The organism is Streptomyces sp. NPDC037271 (genome assembly GCF_055603605.1).
Map to the genome: position 1 here is coordinate 360,399 of NZ_JBVJVN010000001.1, position 18,815 is coordinate 379,213.

Consider the following 18,815-nt stretch of genomic DNA (forward strand, 5'->3'; position numbering starts at 1 on the left):
AAACCGCCCCCTGGTGGTTGCGTGCTCGCGCCACCCGGGGGGGGGCGGGGAACACTGCCGGGTCCCCCCCCTCGGGCCCCCGGCCGGCGGGCCTGGGGCCGCCGCCGCTCCGGGCGGCGATGCCGTAGCCGAGCGCGGCGGCGGCCACGGCGGCGACCACGGCGGTGGCCGCCGCGGCGAGCGCCGTCCGCCGGCGGAGCGGACGGCGCGTCAGGACGGACCGGCCGCCCGTACCGCCCGTGGCCGCCGCCACCCGTCGTGCCAGGGCGTCCGTGCCGATGCGTTCGGCGTGCGTACGGGTCAGGCACGCGCGTACGGTCTCCCGCCACGCCTCGGGCAGCGCGGGCGACAGCCGCAGTTCCTCGGTGCCGCGCGCGTAGGCGGCCTCGGCGTCGCGGCGGGCCGTCGGGGTGCCGCCGGGCAGCGGGAAGGACCCGGTGAGCACGAGGTGGGCGAGGACACCGAAGGCCCAGACGTCGGCGGAGGGGCGGATGCGGCGGCCGCGTTCGCCGATCTCCGACCAGAGCAGTTCGGGCGGGGTGTAGTCCGGTGTGGAGAAGGCGGGGGTGTAGGCGTGCGTGCCCTCCAGCTGGGCGGCCATGTTGAAGTCGGCGAGCCGGGCCGAACCGTCCCTCATCAGCAGCACGTTGGCCGGTTTCAGGTCCCCGTGCACCCACCCGGCCCGGTGCAGCTGGGCCAGGCCCTCGCAGACCTGACCGAGCAGCGCGGGCCCGGCGGCCGGGCGCGGCGACGCGGACAGCAGGGCGGACAGCGAGCCCTCCGCCTTCTCCAGTACGAGGACGGTGGCGCCGTCGAGAGCGGGGCGGGCCGGGTCGTCGACGACGAGGGTCTCGTACATCCGCACCAGCCGGGGCCGCCGCAGCCTGCGGTGCAACTCGACCTCCCGCTCGACGAGTTCCCGCAGGTGGGACAGTTGGCGGGGGGTGCCCGTACCGGTGGGCAGGAACTTCAGGGCGGCCGTGCGCGGCAGGCCGGCGTCGCCGTCGCCGACACGGCGGGCCTCGTACACGCTGCCGAAGGCACCCGTCGCGATCGGCGCCCGCACCTCCCAGACGCCGACGCGGTAGCCCTTCGGCACGGTGACGGCGTACGGCTCGGTCACCGGGAGACCCGGCGCGGCGGTGCCGCGAGGACCACGAGGTCGTCCTCCCGTACGAGGTCGAAGCGGAGCGCCATGGAGACCAGGGACTCCTTCTTGCCGTTGAGCCGGGCACCCGCCTCGGCGGTCTCCGGGCCCGGCTTCAGCCGCAGCTTCACCGCGAGGTAGTCGATGTTCCACTGGACGGACGTGCGCGACGCGGCCGGCCAGCCGGGCCGCAGCCGCTCGACGACCTGCTCGACGGTCGGCAGCGGCGCGTGCGGCGCCCCGCGCAGCCGTGGCTCGCACAGGGCGGCCAGGACGGCGAAGTACCGCTTGGTGCGGTCGACGGAGAAGGCCGGGGCGGTCGGCTCGCCGTCGCCGCCGTCCTCGGCGCACAGGTAGTCGTGGCGCGGCGCCCACACCTCGACCGGCAGCAGGTCGCCGGCGGCGGGCAGCACGATCCGCGAGAACTCGAACGGCACCGGGGCGTCCAGCCGGCCCGGCGCCACCTTGATGTGCTCGCCGGCGCCCTCCGGGTTCTCCACCACGTAGGTCTGGTGGGCGGACAGGTTGCTCATGGTCCAGAAGGTGCCGTGGGCGGTGATCTCACCCGCTCTGCGGGACACTCCGTCGTGCCCGATCAGCAGGCCGCCCTCGGGCACGGACCGCCCGAAGACGAGGCGCTCGCCGGGGGCGAGGCGGATCTGGGTGCGGGTGCGTTCGTCCTCCGTGGTCGGCGGAGGTACCACGATGATGCTGTACAAGGTGCGTCTCCCCGTGCCTGACGGCTACCCACGTCAGACTATTGCGACGCACCAGGGCCGTGTCTCCCTCGTACGGGTGAGACACGGCCCTGTGGGGTGATTGGCGCGAAAGCGCTCCGCGCTCCGCGCTGTCGCAGGTTGCTTCGGCGGCGGCCTCAGTAACGAGGACGCTGGAACCAGGCGGCGCCGTTGCGGTTGCCGACGAACACGGCGATCAGGATGCCGAACACCAGGTGGATGATGCCGAACAGGGTGAACGGGTAGACGGCGATGATCGCGGTGAGGACGCCGAAGACCAGCGCGGTGACGCGCAGGCCGTTGCCGCCGGAGTTGAACTTCGCGGCCAGGACGGACGCCCAGACGCCCCACACCAGTGCGAGTGCGGCGAAGGCCCACAGCACGCCGGACGAGTAGTCGGCCAGTTCCTCGAACGCGGGGTCGTCCTTGGCCTGGTCGACGGCCGCCGCGGAGACGGCGAACAGGATGGTGCCGAGGACCTGGAAGCCGACCATCACCCACAGCATGACGCGGGCGGCACTGACGGTGCCCGGCATCGAGGTGGGGGCGCCGCCGTAGGGCTGCTGCACGGGCGGCGCCGCCGGGTAGCCGTAGCCGGGCTGACCCGGGGGCTGCTGTCCGGGGTAGCCGTAGCCCGGCTGGCCCTGGGGCGGCTGCTGGGGATGGCCGTAGCCCGGCTGCTGGCCCTGCGGCGCACCGTAGGGGTTGTTCGGGTCGCCGAAACTCATGGCGGGACTTCCTCCGTCGCTGTCAAGTGCGGGGACGACGCGCGGCTCGACTCGGAGGAGGTTCGTCGTAGCGGTTCGTCCCCCCGGTACGGCCCCGCGGCACTGTGCTGCCCAATCGTTCTTGACCGGTCTCCTGCTTGTCCAGCCCGGTCACAAGGTGTTGTGCAAGTGCAACCACGTCGATCATGAACATGCATGGTGGGACATGTGCCGGAGTGCCGGCATATCGCTCCCGGGTGCTCCGGTGGCGCTGCGGCAGCGCTCTGGCAGGGCTCCCGCGGTGCTCCCGTGGTGCTCCGTGGTGCTCCTGGGGCACTCCCGTGGTGCGCCCGTGGTGCTCCGTTGGTACTCCGGGAGGTGACCGGCGGCTGCCCGCATGACGGCCGGATTGGAACCGGGGGCCCGTCATCCGCGAGGATGGGGGCATGACCGCCCAGATTCTCGATGGCAAGGCCACCGCAGCCGCGATCAAGTCCGAACTGACCGCCCGCGTGGCGGCGCTGAAGGAGAAGGGCGTCACGCCCGGCCTCGGCACCGTCCTGGTCGGCGACGACCCCGGCAGCCAGAAGTACGTCGCCGGCAAGCACCGCGACTGCGCGCAGGTCGGTATCGCCTCCATCCAGCGCGAACTGCCGGGCACGGCGACCCAGGAGGAGATCGAGGCGGTCGTCCGCGAACTGAACGACGACCCCGCCTGCACCGGCTACATCGTCCAGCTGCCGCTGCCCAAGGGCATCGACGAGAACCGCATCCTGGAACTGATGGACCCGGACAAGGACGCGGACGGCCTGCACCCGATGAACCTCGGCCGCCTCGTCCTCAACGAGCCGGCGCCGCTGCCCTGCACCCCCAACGGCATCCTCACCCTGCTGCGCCGCTACGGCGTGGAGATCAAGGGCGCCGAGGTCGTGGTCGTCGGCCGCGGTGTCACCATCGGCCGCCCGATGCCGCTGCTGCTCACCCGGCGCAGCGAGAACGCCACCGTGACCCAGTGCCACACCGGCACCCGGGACCTGTCCGCCCACCTCAAGCGCGCGGACATCATCGTCGCCGCGGCCGGCTCCCCGCACCTGGTCCGGCCCGAGGACGTCAAGCCGGGCGCGGCCGTCCTCGACGTCGGCGTCTCGCGCAACGCCGAGGGCAAGATCATGGGCGACGTCCACCCCGGCGTGGCCGAGGTCGCCGCCTGGATCTCGCCGAACCCCGGCGGCGTCGGCCCCATGACCCGGGCCCAGCTGCTCGTCAACGTGGTGGAGGCGGCGGAGCGCAGTGCCGGCTGAGGACACCGACGCCGAACGCCGGGAGGACCCGGGGAGCTCGGGCAGCCCGGGGGACCTGAGGGGCCCGGGGGGCTCAGGGGACTCTGGGGACTCAGAGAGCTCGGGGGACCTCACCGTCCGGGACCCCGTCAGCGCGCCCGACGCCGAGGGCAGGCCGCGGCGGGTCACGCGGCGGTTCCCGCTCTTCACCCGTGACACCGCGCGACCCGAGGGCGGCGGCCGGGCCGCGACCGGCGACGCCCCGGCGCCCGCCCGGCAGTGGCCGATCCTCCTGGTGGTCGGCCTGGTCGGAATCGGCCTGCTGCTGACCGCGATGGACGTGTTCCGCTTCGGGACGCTGCTGGTCGGCGCCGCCCTGTTGGTCGGTGCCGCGCTGCGCTGGGTGCTGCCCGACGTCGGCATGCTCGCCGTGCGCTCGCGCTTCACGGACATCGCCACCTACGGGGTCCTGGGCCTCGCCATCGTCCTGCTGGCGTTGATGGCGCAGCCGGATCCGGTGCTGGAGATCCCGTTCCTGAAGGACGCCCTGCACTTCACGGTGAGCTAGCGCTTCGTGGCGATCCGGCGTTTTGCGGCGATCCGGCGTTTTGCGGCGATCCGGCGTTTTGCGGCGATCCGGCGTTTTGCGGCGATCCGGCGTTTTGCGGCGATCCGGCGCTTCGCGGCGAGCCGGCGCTTCACGGCGAGCCGGCGCTTCACGGCGATCCGGCCCTCTTCAGCGTGCGCCGGCGACGGCCCGTCCTCACCCCCGTGGAAGGGCGGGCCGTCGCCGGAACCAACCCTCCTGCACGCGGAACGCCCTGATCAACGCCTGTCAGGGCGCTGTGGCACGGAAGTGACCGTTCCGCTACTCCGCTACGCGAGCCGCGAAAGATGTGACACGTGTGCCGTGCGTGAACGCCCAAGTGCGCACCGTGCGTCGAAGTATGGACAAGTTCCGGGATTTGCCGCGAAGTCGTTCGAGGACAGCGTTACCGTCAGGGGTTCGGTTCGGGGCATGGGAATGCCGGTGGGACACTGGACCACGGGTCGGCGGGCGTGCGACGGTGCTCGTTCGCGACCTCTGTGCTCCTGTGCGCCCCCACCCCGGGAACTGAGATCCTGACCGGGCGCATCCCTGTGGGTAGCCAGAACGGGACTCCGTGTGGGACGCCGCGCGCGAGGGCCGAGCGGGGGAACGAACAGCACGTCACCGGGGGGAAGAGGGGGAAGCAATGCCTCGTTGGAAGGCCTTGCCGGATGAACTCGATCCGCAGATCAGAGAGTTCACCAGCCAGTTGCGCCGACTTGTGGACCGCAGCGAGCTGGGCATCGCGTCGGTGGCCGACGCGACCGGCTACAGCAAGACGTCCTGGGAGCGTTATCTGAACGGCCGGCTGCTGGCGCCGAAGGGGGCCATCGTGGCCCTGGCCGAGGTGACGGGGACCAACCCCGTTCACCTGACCACCATGTGGGAGCTGGCCGAGCGTGCCTGGAGCCGCTCGGAGATGCGCCATGACATGACCATGGAGGCCATCCGGATCTCCCAGGCGCGTGCCGCGCTCGGCGAGCTGGGCGGGTCCGCGGCCAAGTCGGGCAGTGGCAGCAGGAGCGGCAGGGGGAGCCGGACCGGCCGGCACGGCGGCGGTGCGACGGCCACACCCGGCATCGCCGGGCCGGCCGGTGTGGCGCCCACGCTGCCGCCGTCGGTCCCCGCGCAGCCGACCGCCGCGGAGAGCCCCGACGCCGCCGTCGGCACGGTCAGGGGCGGCGGTGCGACCGGCGCACTCTCGGTCCCGTCGTCCGGCCGCACGGCCGACGGGAACTCGTGGGGCGTCGCCGGGTACCGCGGGCCGGCGCCGGCCGGTGACCGCACGGCGCGGGCCGGTACCGGGGAAGCCGCGCGGACCACGGCGATGCCGGCCGCCGCCGCACCGAACGGCTACGGACCGTCGGTGCCCTCCGCGGCCTCCGCTCCCTTCGGTTCCGCCGGGGCCCCCGGCTCGTACGGCGAGCCACCGCGCGACGGCTCCGTTCCAGGGGGCGGCCGGCCCTCCGGCGGCGGCAAGCGGATGACGACGTTCGTCGCGGGCGTCGTCGGCGTGCTCGTCGTGATCGCCGGCGCCTTCTTCCTGCTGAACGACGGCGGTGACAAGAAGAACGAGGGCGCCAAGCCCTCCCCGTCGCCCACCGTGAGCGCCGACACCCAGCTGCCGCCGGGCGTGAAGTGCAGCGGCGACGCCTGCACCGGCAAGGACCCGGAGATCATGGGCTGCGGCGGCGACCTGGTGACCACCGCCGCGACCGCCACCGTCGGCACGGCCGCCGTCGAGGTCCGCTACAGCAAGACCTGCGGCGCCGCGTGGGCCCGCGTCACCCAGGCCGCGCAGGGCGACGAGGTCCAGGTCAGCGCGGGCGGGAGTGCCCCGCAGACGGGCACGGTCACCGGGGCCGGCGACACCGTCGCGTACACCCCGATGGTGGCGGTGAAGTCCGAGGCCGAGGCCAAGGCGTGCGTGACGCTGGCGTCGGGCCAGGAGGGCTGCACGGAGTAGCCGGCAGGCGGTGGCCCTGCGGGGGAGAGGGCTTTTTGCGGGGGAGCGGGCTTTACAGGGGAGAGGGCCCCGCACAGGGGAAGGGCCGTACGGGGGGAACACCGTACGGAGCCCGTACGGCGTGGAAGGTCGCACGGAGGACAGGGCCGCCCGGACAGGCGTGCGGCCGGCCCTCCCGGGAGAAAGTCCTCCGCGGCAGGCATGGCCCGCGGCGTCACGGGCACGCGAGAAGTACCCCCACGGGAGTCCGGCAACGGTATCCCCGAACGGCGGTCGCTTCGTCCCCCCTCTCCCGGACAGGCGGCCGCCTCTTTCATGCCGTTCGCCGTCCCCCGGCACCCTCCGTTCGTGCGGGCGGGTGACCCGGCGGTGGTCCTGTGGGCCGGGCCACACCGACCCGGACGTGCCGGACACTGCGGGCGCGATAGCCTGACGGCTGGATGGATCTCTTGATACCAAGAGATCGATCAAAAGCCCGGGGCCGGGACGCCCCACCGCCAGCTGTCATACGGAGAACGCCATGACCCGCACTCCCGTGAACGTCACCGTCACCGGCGCGGCCGGCCAGATCGGTTACGCCCTGCTCTTCCGCATCGCCTCCGGCCAGCTGCTCGGCGCGGACGTGCCGGTCAAGCTCCGCCTCCTGGAGATCACCCCGGCGCTCAACGCCGCCGCGGGCACCGCGATGGAGCTGGACGACTGCGCGTTCCCGCTGCTCCAGGGCATCGAGATCACCGACGACCCGAACGTCGCCTTCGACGGCGCCAACGTCGCCCTCCTCGTGGGCGCCCGCCCGCGCACCAAGGGCATGGAGCGCGGTGACCTCCTGGAGGCCAACGGCGGCATCTTCAAGCCGCAGGGCAAGGCCATCAACGACCACGCCGCGGACGACATCAAGGTCCTCGTCGTCGGCAACCCGGCCAACACCAACGCCCTGATCGCCCAGGCCGCCGCCCCGGACGTACCGGCGGAGCGCTTCACCGCCATGACCCGCCTGGACCACAACCGCGCGCTGACTCAGCTCGCGAAGAAGACGGGCGCGTCGGTCACCGACATCAAGCGCCTGACCATCTGGGGCAACCACTCCGCCACCCAGTACCCGGACATCTTCAACGCCACCATCGCCGGCAAGAACGCCGCCGAGGTGGTGGGCGACGAGAAGTGGCTGGCCGAGGACTTCATCCCGACCGTCGCCAAGCGCGGCGCCGCCATCATCGAGGCCCGCGGCGCCTCGTCGGCCGCCTCTGCCGCCAACGCCGCCATCGACCACGTCCACACCTGGGTCAACGGCACCGCCGACGGCGACTGGGCCTCCATGGGCATCCCCTCGGACGGCTCCTACGGCGTCCCGGAGGGCATCATCTCCTCCTTCCCGGTCACCACCAAGGACGGAAAGTACGAGATCGTCCAGGGCCTGGAGATCAACGAGTTCTCCCGCGCCCGCATCGACGCCTCCGTCAAGGAGCTCTCGGAGGAGCGCGAGGCGGTCCGCGCCCTCGGCCTCATCTGACGTCCCGCAGCACGACACCGCCGGACCGGGCGTCCGGCCGGTGCCCCGGTCCCCGGATCCGCCACCGCGGTCCGGGGACCGGCCATTTCCACGTGGCGCCCCGTTGACGTTCCGTACATGTGGGCGGCCTTCCTCCCCTATGCTGATGCGCCGTCACCTCGTCCGTCGCCGACGGACTTCCCGCGCATCGGGGGATCCGCGTGAGCACCGCCTACGTACCGCAGCAACCGCAGCAACCGCAGCAACCGCAGCAGAGCAACACGGGGGCGCCGCCGGAGCCCCCGCCCGTCCCGCCGTACGCCAGTGAGGCCACCCGGCTGCTGTGCGCGGGCGCCTACCTCGACCCCGGTTACCGGGACCGCGTCATCGAGGAGCTGTATCTCGACGAGCAGCGGATCGTGGCGCCGTCGCTCGGCTTCGACGCGGCCCGGGTCCTCGCGCACGCCCTGCGGGCTCGTCGGCAGGAACTGCTGTGGTCCGCGGCCGTCATCGGGCTGTGGGTGGTGGGGATCCCGCTCAGCGGCTGGCTGCTCGCCGTCCTCCTGTGGCCCAGCGTGCTGCTCGCACTGGCCCCCTGGATCAGGGGCCGCGCCGAGCGGCCGCCCCTGTACCGGCGACTCGCGGCCTTCGTGGCGCGCTGGTGGGGGCGCCTGCAGTTCGCCTTCTTCATGTTCATCATGGTCGCCGTCGCGTTCGGCGGCGACTCGGACGACGACTCCTCGTACGGATCGTCGGACGACTTCTACGGCTCCGGTGGCTCCGACTGGCAGGAGATCACCGACGTGGCGCTCCCGTCCGTCGGGGACGGCGCCGGGCTGATCGAAGTGTGGCAGGCCTGGTTCGGGATCGCCGTCCTCGTGCTCATCGGGCTCTGCGTGGCCGCGCAGCGCAACCAGTTCGCCCGCGCGCTCGCCGCCGAACTCTCCCCGGAACGCTTCCCGGACGCCGCCGGCGACCCGGCGGAGAAGGCCGAGGGCGGGCGGTTCCAGCGGCTGATGGGGCGCATCCGGCTGGAACAGCACGCGCCGCTGATCATGTACAACGAGAAGCACCCGTTCTGCGGAGCGGGATCGGCGTACGACACCTGGGTCCTGGCCGTCGAACTGCGGCCGGACGACGAGAAGAAGCAGCAGCCGCTCAGCAACCGGGCGATCCTGGACCGCGTCCGGCCCTTGATCGAACAACTGCGCCTGCCCTCCGAGTACGCGGGCGCCGGAGTGCGCGACCGGCTGCGGCGGCTGGAGATCGACGAGTGCGTGTTCCTCCCGGTGGAGGGGCTGCTCAGCCGTGAGCAGGCCCCGTACAGCTGGGAGGCGTTCGAGCAGCACCGGACGCGTGCCGTCGAGGAGGGCGCCGAGAAGCGGCGGCACTTCCTGCGGATCCGGGTCGGCGGCTGGGAGGAGGAGCTGGTCGTCACGGTCTTCGTGCGCCTGCACACGCAGGGCCGCATGCTCATGCTGGAGATCGCCCCGCACGTGCTGACGCCGGTACGCGGGGACTTCAAGGACGCCGACCGCGCCTCCCACCGGTTCCGCAACAACAACGCGCTGGGCAAGGCGGCCGGAGCCGCCGTCCTGGTGCCCGGCTCCGTGGGCCGTTCCCTGCTCACCCTCGGCCGGGGCCTGGTGTACGGGTGGCGGCTGCTGACCGGCGGCCACACGGGCGCGCTCCCCGCGGGCCCCGCCGTCTCCGTGCGGGAGCTGGCCTCGAGGCCCGCCGGGTCCACCTTCCAGGAGATGGACGTCAGCCGCTACCTCAGGAGCATCCAGGACCGCGTGGGGCACGGGGTGCGGCTGGCCCTCGCCGACGCCGGTTACGAAACCGGTGAGTTCGTGCAGAAGATCGTGAACCTCAGCAACGGCAGCACCTACATCGGCAACGCCGAAGGGGCCACCTTCGCCGTCGGCGACAAGGCCCACGTCTCGTCCAAGACCGGCGGCCCCGCGCCGCAGAAGGGATCCGGAAGCAATGGCGCAAAATGAGCCGAACATCCACATCGGCAACGCCCAGGGGGCGACGTTCGCCGTCGGCGACAACGCGAACGTGACGAGCCACTACGGCACCACGGCAGCGCGCGACCAGGCCGCCGAGGAACTGCTGAGAGCGGTGCGGGAACTCCGTGCCGACCTGGCACGCATCCAGCGCACCGAGCGGACCGACCAGCTCGACACGGCCCTCGCGGACACCGAGGAGGAGATCACCCGTACCGGCACGGCCCCCGAGGGGCGTCTCCAGCGGCTGCGGGGCCTGCTCGAGGACTCGCAGACCGCCCTGTCGCTGTTCGCGTCCTTCGGGACGGTCGCCGGGCTGCTGGGGATGTGAGCCGATGAGCGGGGGACAGCGGCGGTACTGGAACGAGGCGACCCAGCGCTGGGAGGACACCGCGGGCGGCACGGCACCGGTCACCCCGCCGCCACCGCCCCGGCCGGCGTCCGTGCCTCAGGAGTCCCAGGAGCCCCAGGAGCCCTGGGAGCCTCAAGAGCCCCGGGAGCCCCAGGTGCTTCGGGCACCCCAAGCCCCCCAGGCGCCGCAGCAGCCAGGACAAGCACCACAACCACCGCAGGCATCGCAGCCCCCGCAGGTGCCCCAAGTGCCCCAGGCACCCCAGGTACCCCACGGCGAGGGCGCCGACCACCCGGCCGGTGTCCCGGCGCCGGAGCCGCCGCCTGCCCATGGCGCATGGTCCGCGCCCGAACTGCCCCGTACCGGTTCCCGGCCGCAGCCGGGGCAGCCGCCGGCGCCGCCCTCCGCAGGCACCGGCGGGCCCAGCCGCAGGCTCATGTGGTCCGTGCTGGGCGGAGCCGCCGCGGCCGGGGTGGTGGTGGCCCTCGTACTGACGCAGGTGGTCCCGGCAGGCGACGAGACGGACGACCGCGGTGGCCGGGCGGTGGGGTCGGCGGGCGCGTCCGCCACCGCCGCCCCTCCGGACCCCGACCCCTCGACGCCGCGGACCGAGGAGGCGCCGCGGACCGAGGAGGCGCTGCGGACCGAGGAGGCGGTGGCACCCACCGGCGCGCCCGGGTCGCCGTCCGGCACGGCCACCGGACTGCCCGGCGGCTACGAGGTGCACACCGACCCGGAGGGCTTCACCATCGCCCGGCCGGCGGGCTGGGGGCGCGACGCGGTGCCCTCCGAGTACGGCATCGACGTGGTCAACTACCGCAGCCCCGACGGCGCCCGGCGGCTGCAGGTGTACCAGGTGGAGGAGGACTCGCCCGACGCGTCCTTCGAGGCGTTCCTCTCCGACGGCACGGCCAAGGCCGACGGCTTCCGGAAGCTCTCCCTGGAGACCCTGGACGACGGCGACTTCACCGGGTCCCGGCTCGAGTACCTCGCCGACTCCCTCAGGGGCGAGCCCGACGTCGGCACCTGGCACGTCGTCGACGAACGCTTCGTGGCCGCCGACGGCGAGGTGTACGCGATCACCGCCTACGGAGCCGAGGCGGACGGCCGCGAGGACGAGCGGGCCGTGCTGCGGACGGCCCTCGGCCACTTCTGCCCGCCGTCCACGGCCTGCGGGGCCGGTACCGACAGCCGCCCCTGACGGATCACCCACAGGGCGGGTGATACGTACCGCTCCGTCCCTTTGTTCAGTGACTCGGCACACTTCCGGCCCCCGGCCCGCATGCATTCGGGGCCGGAGGGCAGGTGCACCCGGTCCCGTGACCGACACCTGCGTGACTCACGGGCGCTGAACAGGGAACGGAAGGCATTGACGATCATGGCGGACAGTACGGAACTCCGGGCGCGCGACACCATCCATGCCGGGGGCGAGTGGCGGGCGGCCGTCTCGGGGGGAACGCGCGACATCCTCGACCCCGCGGACGCCCTGCCGTTCGCCGTGGTCGCGGAGGGCGACGAGCGGGACACCGACCTCGCGGTGGCCGCCGCCCGGCGCGCCTTCGACGCGGGCGAGTGGCCGCACACGCCGGTCGCCGAACGCGCCGCCCTGCTGCGCCGCGTCGCCGACCTCCTCGTGCGCGACCGCGAGACGCTCGGACTGCTGGAGAGCCGTGACGCGGGCAAGACCGTCGAGGAGGGCCGCGTCGACATCGACTGCGTCGCCGACGCCTTCCGCTACTTCGCGGACCTGGTCGCCGGCGAGGCCCCCGGCCGGGTCGTCGACGCCGGGTCGCCCGACATCCACAGCGTCGTCGTGCACGAGCCGGTCGGCGTCTGCGCGATGATCACGCCCTGGAACTACCCGCTGCTCCAGGCCAGCTGGAAGATCGCCCCCGCGCTCGCCGCCGGCAACACCTTCGTGATCAAGCCCAGCGAGATCACCCCGATGACCACCGTCGCCCTGATCGGCCTGCTGACCGAGGCCGGCCTCCCCACCGGCGTCGCCAACATCGTCACCGGCCCCGGCCACACCGTCGGCGCCCGGCTCGCCGAGCACCCCGACGTCGACCTGGTCTCCTTCACCGGCGGCCTGGTCAGCGGCACCAAGGTCGCCCAGGCCGCCGCCGTCACCGTCAAGAAGGTCGCCCTCGAACTCGGCGGCAAGAACCCCAACGTGGTCTTCGCCGACGCCTGCGAGACCGAGGAGGGCTTCGACACCGCCGTCGACCAGGCCCTCAACGCGGCCTTCATCCACAGCGGCCAGGTCTGCTCGGCGGGCGGCCGGCTCATCATCGAGGAGTCGGTCCGCGAACGCTTCGTCGCCGAACTCGCCCGCCGCGCCGCGAGGATCCGCCTCGGCCGCGGCACCGAGGACGGCGTCGAGTGCGGCCCGCTCGTCTCCGAGCAGCAGCGCGCCAGGACCGAGGACTACGTCGCCTCCGCGCTGGCCGAGGGTGCCGAGCTGCGCTGCGGCGGCAGGCGCCCCGAGCCGTCCCCCCAGCGGCCGGAGAACGGCTACTTCTACGAGCCCACCGTCCTCGACCGCTGCCACCGGGAGATGAGGGTCGTACGGGAGGAGGTCTTCGGGCCGGTGCTCACCGTCGAGACCTTCCGCACCGAGGACGAGGCCGTAGCCCTCGCCAACGACACCGAGTACGGTCTGGCGGGTGCCGTCTGGACCGCCGACGCGGGCCGCGCCCGCCGGGTCGCCGGCCGGTTGCGCCACGGCACCGTCTGGATCAACGACTTCCACCCCTACCTCCCGCAGGCGGAGTGGGGCGGCTTCGGCAAGAGCGGCGTCGGCCGCGAACTGGGCCCCGCGGGCCTCGCCGAGTACCGCGAGAGCAAGCACGTCTACCAGAACCTCGCCCCGAAGCCCGTCCGCTGGTTCTCCGGCTGACCCCGGCCACCGCCGCCCGCCCGTCCCCACCCGGGCCGCCCGCCCGGGTCCCCGTCCGCTCACCCTCTGGAGTACCCCCATGCCCGAGACCACCCACGTCTACGACTACGTCGTCATAGGCGGCGGCACCGCGGGATCGGTGATCGCCTCCCGCCTCACCGAGAACCCGGACGTCACCGTCGCCGTCATCGAGGGCGGACCCAGCGACGTCGGCCGCGACGACGTCCTGACCCTGCGCCGCTGGATGGGCCTGCTCGGCGGTGAGCTGGACTACGACTACCCCACCACCGAGCAGCCACGCGGCAATTCGCACATCCGGCACAGCCGCGCCCGGGTGCTCGGCGGCTGCTCCTCGCACAACACCCTCATCGCCTTCAAGCCGCTGCCGTCCGACTGGGACGAGTGGGAGGCGGCCGGCGCCAAGGGCTGGGGCGCGGTGCCGATGGAGGCGTACTACGCGCGTCTCAAGAACAACATCGTCCCGGTCGACGAGAAGGACCGGAACGCCATCGCCCGCGACTTCGTCGACGCCGCGCAGAAGGCGCTGGAGGTCCCCCGGATCGAGGGCTTCAACAAGAAGCCCTTCGCCGAGGGCGTCGGCTTCTTCGACCTGGCCTACCACCCCGAGGACAACAAGCGTTCGTCGGCGTCGGTGGCGTACCTGCACCCGGTGATGGACGAGCGCCCCAACCTCACGATCATGCTGGAGACCTGGGCGTACAAGCTCCAGCTCGACGGCGTCCGGGCCGAGGGCGTCCACGTGCGTACCAAGGACGGCGAGGAGATCCTGGTCAGGGCCCGGGGCGAGGTGGTGCTGTGCGCCGGCGCCGTCGACTCGCCCCGCCTGCTGCTGCACTCCGGCATCGGCCCCCGCGAGGACCTCGAGGCACTCGGCATACCCGTGGCGCTCGACCTGCCCGGTGTCGGCGAGAACCTGCTCGACCACCCCGAGTCGGTGATCGTGTGGGAGACCGACGGACCCATCCCGGAGAACTCCGCGATGGACTCCGACGCCGGTCTGTTCGTGCGCCGCGACCCCGGACACGCGGGCCCCGACCTGATGTTCCACTTCTACCAGATCCCGTTCACGGACAATCCCGAGCGACTGGGCTACGAGCGCCCGGAGTTCGGCGTCTCCATGACCCCGAACATCCCCAAGCCGAAGAGCCGCGGCCGCCTCTACCTGACCAGCGCCGACCCGTCCGTGAAGCCCGCCCTGGACTTCCGCTACTTCACCGACGAGGACGACTACGACGGCCGCACCCTCGTCGACGGGATCAGGATCGCCCGCGAGATCGCCAAGTCGGAGCCGCTGGCCGGGTGGCTCAAGCGCGAGGTCTGCCCCGGCCCGGACGTCACCGGCGACGAGGAGCTGAGCGAGTACGCCCGCAAGGTCGCCCACACCGTCTACCACCCGGCGGGCACCTGCAAGATGGGCGCCGCCACCGACGAGACGGCCGTCGTCGACCCCGAGCTGCGCGTCCGCGGCCTGGAGGGCATCCGCATCGCCGACGCCTCCGTCTTCCCGACGATGACCGCGGTGAACCCCATGATCGGCGTGCTCATGGTCGGGGAGCGCGCCGTCGAGCTGATCGGCGGTGACGCCCGATGAGCACGACCGTCAACGACACCGGCGCCGTGGCCGAGCGTCCCCCGGTCTTCTCCGTGGACGGCCTGTGGAAGGTCTTCGGACCGAAGGCCGCCCGGATCCCCGCCGACCCCGAGCTGACCGCCCTGAGCCCGGCCGAGCTGCGCGCGCGCACCGGCTGCACGGCCGCCGTGGCCGACGTCTCCTTCGACGTGCGCAAGGGCGAGGTCTTCGTCGTCATGGGCCTGTCCGGCTCCGGCAAGTCCACCCTCGTACGCTGCCTGACCCGGCTCATCGAGCCGACGGCCGGGTCCATCGCCATCGACGGCGAGGACGTCCGCGCCATGGGCAAGTCCCGGCTGCGCGAACTGCGCCGCCACCGCGCGGCGATGGTCTTCCAGCACTTCGGCCTGCTCCCGCACCGCACGGTCCTCGACAACGTCGCCTACGGCCTGGAGGTCCAGGGCATGGGCCGCGCCGAGCGCCGCGAGCGGGCCGCCGCCGTCGTCGCCAAGGTCGGCCTGGAGGGCCTGGAGCACCGCCGCCCCGGCCAGCTCTCCGGCGGCCAGCGCCAGCGCGTCGGCCTCGCCCGCGCGCTCGCCGTCGACCCCGAGGTGCTGCTCTTCGACGAGCCGTTCAGCGCGCTCGACCCGCTGATCCGGCGGGACATGCAGGAGGAGGTCGTCCGGCTGCACCGCGAGGAGGGCCGCACGATGGTCTTCATCACCCACGACCTCCAGGAAGCCCTCAAGCTCGGCGACCGCATCGCCCTGATGCGCGACGGCCGCGTCGTGCAGCTCGGCACCCCGGAGGAGATCGTCGGCTCGCCCGCCGACGACTACGTCCGCGAGTTCGTCCGCGACGTGCCGCGCGAGCAGGTCCTCACCGTCCGCACGGCGATGCGCCCCGCGACCTCGTCCGACGAGGCGGGCACCGGCCCGGCCCTGCGCCCCGACGCCACCGTCTCGGAGGCCATCGAGGCGGTCGCCCGGGCCGGTTCGGCCGCCCGGGTCATGGACGACGGCCGCTGCCTGGGCGTGGTCGACGCGGACGCGCTGCTCGGTGTCGTCGCCGGGACGGCCGCACCCGAGGAACGCCCCGAGGGGGCGGCCGTCCTCCCCGAGGAGGCGGAGCTGCCCAAGGAGGCGGTCTGATGGCGACGATCACCGCACCGGCCCGGAAGACCGCCCCGCCGGGCATCCTCACCCACCCCGCCGCCCGCAAGCTCCTCACCCTCGCGGTGGCCGCCGCGGTCCTCGTCCCCCTCGCCGTCACCCAGTGGGGCGGCACCACCTGGCCGTCCGCCCTCACCGTCGACGTCTCCGAACCACTCGGCAAGACCAGCGACTGGATCATCGACAACCGGGACAGCCACCCGCTGTTCCTCTACTTCTTCGGCCACGTCAGCAACGTCGTCGTCATCACCGTACGCGCCGTCTACCTCGCCCTCCTCGCCGTCGGCTGGGCCGGGGTCACCGCGATCGGCGCCCTGGTCGCCTGGCGGGTGGCCGGCGTGAAGCCGGCGCTCGGCACCGCCGTGGCGTTCCTGGCCTGCGGGCTGCTCGGCATGTGGGTGCCGACCATGCAGACGCTCGCGCTCATGGTGGTGGCCGTCCTCGCGTCGGTCGTCGTCGGCGCCCTGCTGGGCCTGGCCGCCGGCCTGTCCGACCGGATGGACCGCGTCCTGCGCCCGGTGCTCGACACCATGCAGGTGCTGCCCGCCTTCGCCTACCTCCTCCCCGTCGTCCTGGTCTTCGGCATCGGCGTCCCCGCCGCAGTCCTGGCCACCGTCGTCTACGCCGCCCCGCCCATGGCCCGGCTCACCGCCCTCGGCCTGCGCGGCGCCGACAAGGAGGTCCTCGAAGCCGTCGAGTCCCTCGGCACCACCGCCCGCCAGCGGCTGCTGACCGCCCGTATCCCGCTGGCCCGCAAGGAACTCCTCCTCGGCGTCAACCAGACGATCATGATGGCGCTCTCCATGGCCGTCATCGCCTCCGTCATCGGCGCCGGCGGCCTCGGCGACCGCGTCTACCAGGCGCTCGCCTCGGTCGACGTGGGCGCGGCCCTCGCGGCCGGCATCCCGATCGTGCTGCTCGCCGTCGTCCTGGACCGCGTGACCGGCGCGGCGGGGGAGCGGCTCGGCGAGTCCCGCACGTCCCCGCTGACCTGGCTGTACGTCGTGGCCGCCGCCGCGGCCGTCGCGGTCGCCGGACGGATCGCCGGCCTCCTCGACTGGCCAGACGGGTGGGAGGTGGACATCGCCGAGCCCGTCAACCGGGCCGTCGACTGGATGACCGCCCACCTGTACTCCGGCGTCCCCGTCATCGGCGGCACCGCCGACTGGGCCGCCCACTTCACCAACGGGGTCCTCAACCCCCTTCGGGACGGCCTGCACTGGCTGCCCTGGTGGTCCGTACTCCTCGTCGTCGCCGCCCTGGCCTGGCTGCTCGGCACCTGGCGCACCGCGCTCACCGCCGTCCTCGCCATGGCCGCGATCGGCGTGCTCGGCGTGTGGAAGCCGTCCCTGGACACGCTCTCCCAGGTCCTCGCGGCCGTCGCCGTGACCCTGGTCATCGGCTTCGCGACCGGCATCGCCGCCGCCCGCAGCGACCGCTTCGAACGCCTGCTGCGGCCCGTGCTGGACGTCTTCCAGACGATGCCGCAGTTCGTGTACCTGATCCCGGTCGTCGCCCTGTTCGGCGTGGGCCGGGCCCCGGCCGTGGCCGCCGCGGTCGTCTACGCCCTCCCGGCCGTCGTCCGCATCACCACGCAGGGCCTGCGCCAGGTGGACCCGGCCGCCATGGAGTCGGCCCGCTCGCTCGGCGCCACCAGCGGCCAGCAGCTCCGCCAGGTCCAGCTCCCGCTGGCCCGCCCGGCCCTGCTGCTCGCCGTCAACCAGGGCGTCGTCCTGGTCCTCGCCGTCGTCATCATCGGCGGCCTGGTCGGCGGCGGCGCCCTCGGCTACCAGGTCGTCTTCGGCCTCGCGCAGGGCGACCTGGCGACCGGCCTGGTGGCCGGCGCGGCGATCGTCTGCCTCGGCCTGATGCTCGACCGGGTCACCCAGCCGACCGAACGCCGTACGAAGAAGGGAGCCTGAGATGTCACGCAGGCGGATCACGGCGGCCGTCGCCGTGCTGGCGCTGGCCACCGGCTGCGGCGCCGCCGACATGACCAAGCAGGCGTCCCCGTACGCGAACGCCCAGGGCGCCAGGACCGTCACCCTGTCCGTGCAGTCCTGGGTCGGGGCCCAGGCCAACGTGGCCGTCGCCCAGTACCTGCTGGAGCACGAGCTCGGCTACCGCGTCGACACCGTCCAGGTCGACGAGGTCCCCGCCTGGGACGCGCTCAGCCAGGGCCGCGTCGACGCCATCCTGGAGGACTGGGGCCACCCCGAGCAGGAGCAGCGCTACGTCGAGGACAAGAAGACCATCGCCCCCGGCGGCGACCTCGGCGTCACCGGGCACATCGGCTGGTTCGTCCCGACGTACTTCGCGAAGAAGCACCCGGACGTCACCGACTGGAAGAACCTCGACAAGTACGCCGAACTGCTGCGCACCGCGGAGAGCGGCGACAAGGGCCAGCTGATGGACGGCTCCCCGTCCTACGTCACCAACGACAAGGCCCTCGTCGAGAACCTGGACCTGGACTACAAGGTCGTCTTCGCCGGCTCCGAGGCCGCCCAGATCACCCAGATCAAGCAGTTCGCCAAGGAGAGGAAGCCCTTCCTGACCTACTGGTACACCCCCCAGTGGCTGTTCGAGAAGGTGCCGATGACGGAGGTGAAGCTGCCGCCGTACAAGGAGGGCTGCGACGCCGACCCGGCGAAGGTCGACTGCGCCTACCCGGTCACCCCGCTCCAGAAGTACCTCAACGCCGACTTCGCGGAGGACGGCGGCGACGCGGCTCAGTTCCTGAAGAACTTCGAGTGGACGACCGAGGACCAGAACCAGGTCTCCCTGATGATCGCCGAGCAGAAGATGCGGCCCGAGGTGGCGGCGAAGAAGTGGGTGGACAGCCACGAGTCCGTCTGGAAGAAGTGGCTGCCCTGA

General features: G+C 72.8%; 16 protein-coding genes. 12 read left to right on the top strand and 4 right to left on the bottom strand.

Going from position 1 to position 18,815, the window contains the following annotated elements:
• The 3 genes from ACZ7G3_RS01720 to ACZ7G3_RS01730 form a co-directional block, all read right to left on the bottom strand.
• On the bottom strand, positions 1-1,123 hold a 1,123-nt coding region (locus tag ACZ7G3_RS01720; protein WP_470922801.1), incomplete at its 3' end, for a protein kinase domain-containing protein.
• Positions 1,120-1,866 (bottom strand): FHA domain-containing protein, encoded by a 747-nt coding sequence (locus tag ACZ7G3_RS01725; protein WP_470922802.1) that lies wholly within the window; start codon positions 1,864-1,866, stop codon positions 1,120-1,122. The genes ACZ7G3_RS01725 and ACZ7G3_RS01720, both read right to left, overlap by 4 nt.
• Positions 1,867-2,021: 155 nt before the next feature.
• Positions 2,022-2,612 carry a hypothetical protein gene (locus ACZ7G3_RS01730; RefSeq protein ID WP_470922803.1) on the bottom strand — a complete coding sequence of 197 codons (591 nt, stop codon included), beginning with the start codon at positions 2,610-2,612 and terminating at the stop codon, positions 2,022-2,024.
• Positions 2,613-3,037: 425 nt separating this feature from the next.
• Between ACZ7G3_RS01730 and ACZ7G3_RS01735 the strand changes: the two genes are divergently transcribed.
• Positions 3,038-3,892 carry a bifunctional methylenetetrahydrofolate dehydrogenase/methenyltetrahydrofolate cyclohydrolase gene (locus ACZ7G3_RS01735; RefSeq protein WP_426597154.1) on the top strand — a complete coding sequence of 285 codons (855 nt, stop codon included), beginning with the start codon at positions 3,038-3,040 and terminating at the stop codon, positions 3,890-3,892.
• Positions 3,882-4,439, top strand: coding sequence for a DUF3017 domain-containing protein (locus ACZ7G3_RS01740; RefSeq protein ID WP_470922804.1), 558 nt, complete (start codon positions 3,882-3,884; stop codon positions 4,437-4,439). The genes ACZ7G3_RS01735 and ACZ7G3_RS01740 overlap by 11 nt, the downstream gene beginning before the upstream one ends.
• Here ACZ7G3_RS01740 and ACZ7G3_RS01745 read toward each other — a convergent pair.
• Positions 4,436-4,591 carry a hypothetical protein gene (locus tag ACZ7G3_RS01745; RefSeq protein WP_470922805.1) on the bottom strand — a complete coding sequence of 52 codons (156 nt, stop codon included), beginning with the start codon at positions 4,589-4,591 and terminating at the stop codon, positions 4,436-4,438. The genes ACZ7G3_RS01740 and ACZ7G3_RS01745 overlap by 4 nt on opposite strands.
• 515 nt (positions 4,592-5,106) lie before the next feature.
• Here ACZ7G3_RS01745 and ACZ7G3_RS01750 point away from each other — a divergent pair.
• The 10 genes from ACZ7G3_RS01750 (at position 5,107) to ACZ7G3_RS01795 (ending at position 18,815) form a co-directional block, all read left to right on the top strand.
• Complete coding sequence (locus tag ACZ7G3_RS01750; protein WP_470922806.1) at positions 5,107-6,426, top strand: helix-turn-helix domain-containing protein; 1,320 nt, start codon at positions 5,107-5,109, stop codon at positions 6,424-6,426.
• Between the two features lie 520 nt (positions 6,427-6,946).
• The gene (locus ACZ7G3_RS01755) at positions 6,947-7,936 is read left to right on the top strand and encodes a malate dehydrogenase (protein WP_426597151.1); all 990 of its coding nucleotides are present in this window, start codon (positions 6,947-6,949) and stop codon (positions 7,934-7,936) included.
• Positions 7,937-8,136: 200 nt separating this feature from the next.
• The gene (locus ACZ7G3_RS01760) at positions 8,137-9,918 is read left to right on the top strand and encodes a hypothetical protein (protein ID WP_470922807.1); all 1,782 of its coding nucleotides are present in this window, start codon (positions 8,137-8,139) and stop codon (positions 9,916-9,918) included.
• A complete protein-coding gene (locus ACZ7G3_RS01765) occupies positions 9,905-10,258 on the top strand; it encodes a hypothetical protein (RefSeq protein WP_426597149.1) in 354 nt (117 codons plus the stop codon). Before ACZ7G3_RS01760 ends, ACZ7G3_RS01765 begins: the two co-directional genes overlap by 14 nt.
• A gap of 268 nt (positions 10,259-10,526) precedes the next feature.
• Positions 10,527-11,480, top strand: a complete 954-nt coding sequence (locus ACZ7G3_RS01770; RefSeq protein WP_470922808.1) for a hypothetical protein — start codon at positions 10,527-10,529, stop codon at positions 11,478-11,480.
• A 177-nt stretch (positions 11,481-11,657) separates the two neighbouring features.
• Positions 11,658-13,178 carry an aldehyde dehydrogenase family protein gene (locus ACZ7G3_RS01775; protein WP_470922809.1) on the top strand — a complete coding sequence of 507 codons (1,521 nt, stop codon included), beginning with the start codon at positions 11,658-11,660 and terminating at the stop codon, positions 13,176-13,178.
• Positions 13,179-13,257: 79 nt separating this feature from the next.
• Positions 13,258-14,790 (top strand): GMC family oxidoreductase, encoded by a 1,533-nt coding sequence (locus ACZ7G3_RS01780; protein ID WP_470922810.1) that lies wholly within the window; start codon positions 13,258-13,260, stop codon positions 14,788-14,790.
• On the top strand, positions 14,787-15,920 hold the full coding sequence (locus ACZ7G3_RS01785; protein WP_470922811.1) for a quaternary amine ABC transporter ATP-binding protein: 1,134 nt from the start codon (positions 14,787-14,789) through the stop codon (positions 15,918-15,920). Before ACZ7G3_RS01780 ends, ACZ7G3_RS01785 begins: the two co-directional genes overlap by 4 nt.
• A complete protein-coding gene (locus tag ACZ7G3_RS01790) occupies positions 15,920-17,863 on the top strand; it encodes an ABC transporter permease (protein ID WP_470922812.1) in 1,944 nt (647 codons plus the stop codon). The genes ACZ7G3_RS01785 and ACZ7G3_RS01790 overlap by 1 nt, the downstream gene beginning before the upstream one ends.
• 1 nt (position 17,864) lies before the next feature.
• Positions 17,865-18,815, top strand: coding sequence for an ABC transporter substrate-binding protein (locus ACZ7G3_RS01795; RefSeq protein ID WP_470922813.1), 951 nt, complete (start codon positions 17,865-17,867; stop codon positions 18,813-18,815).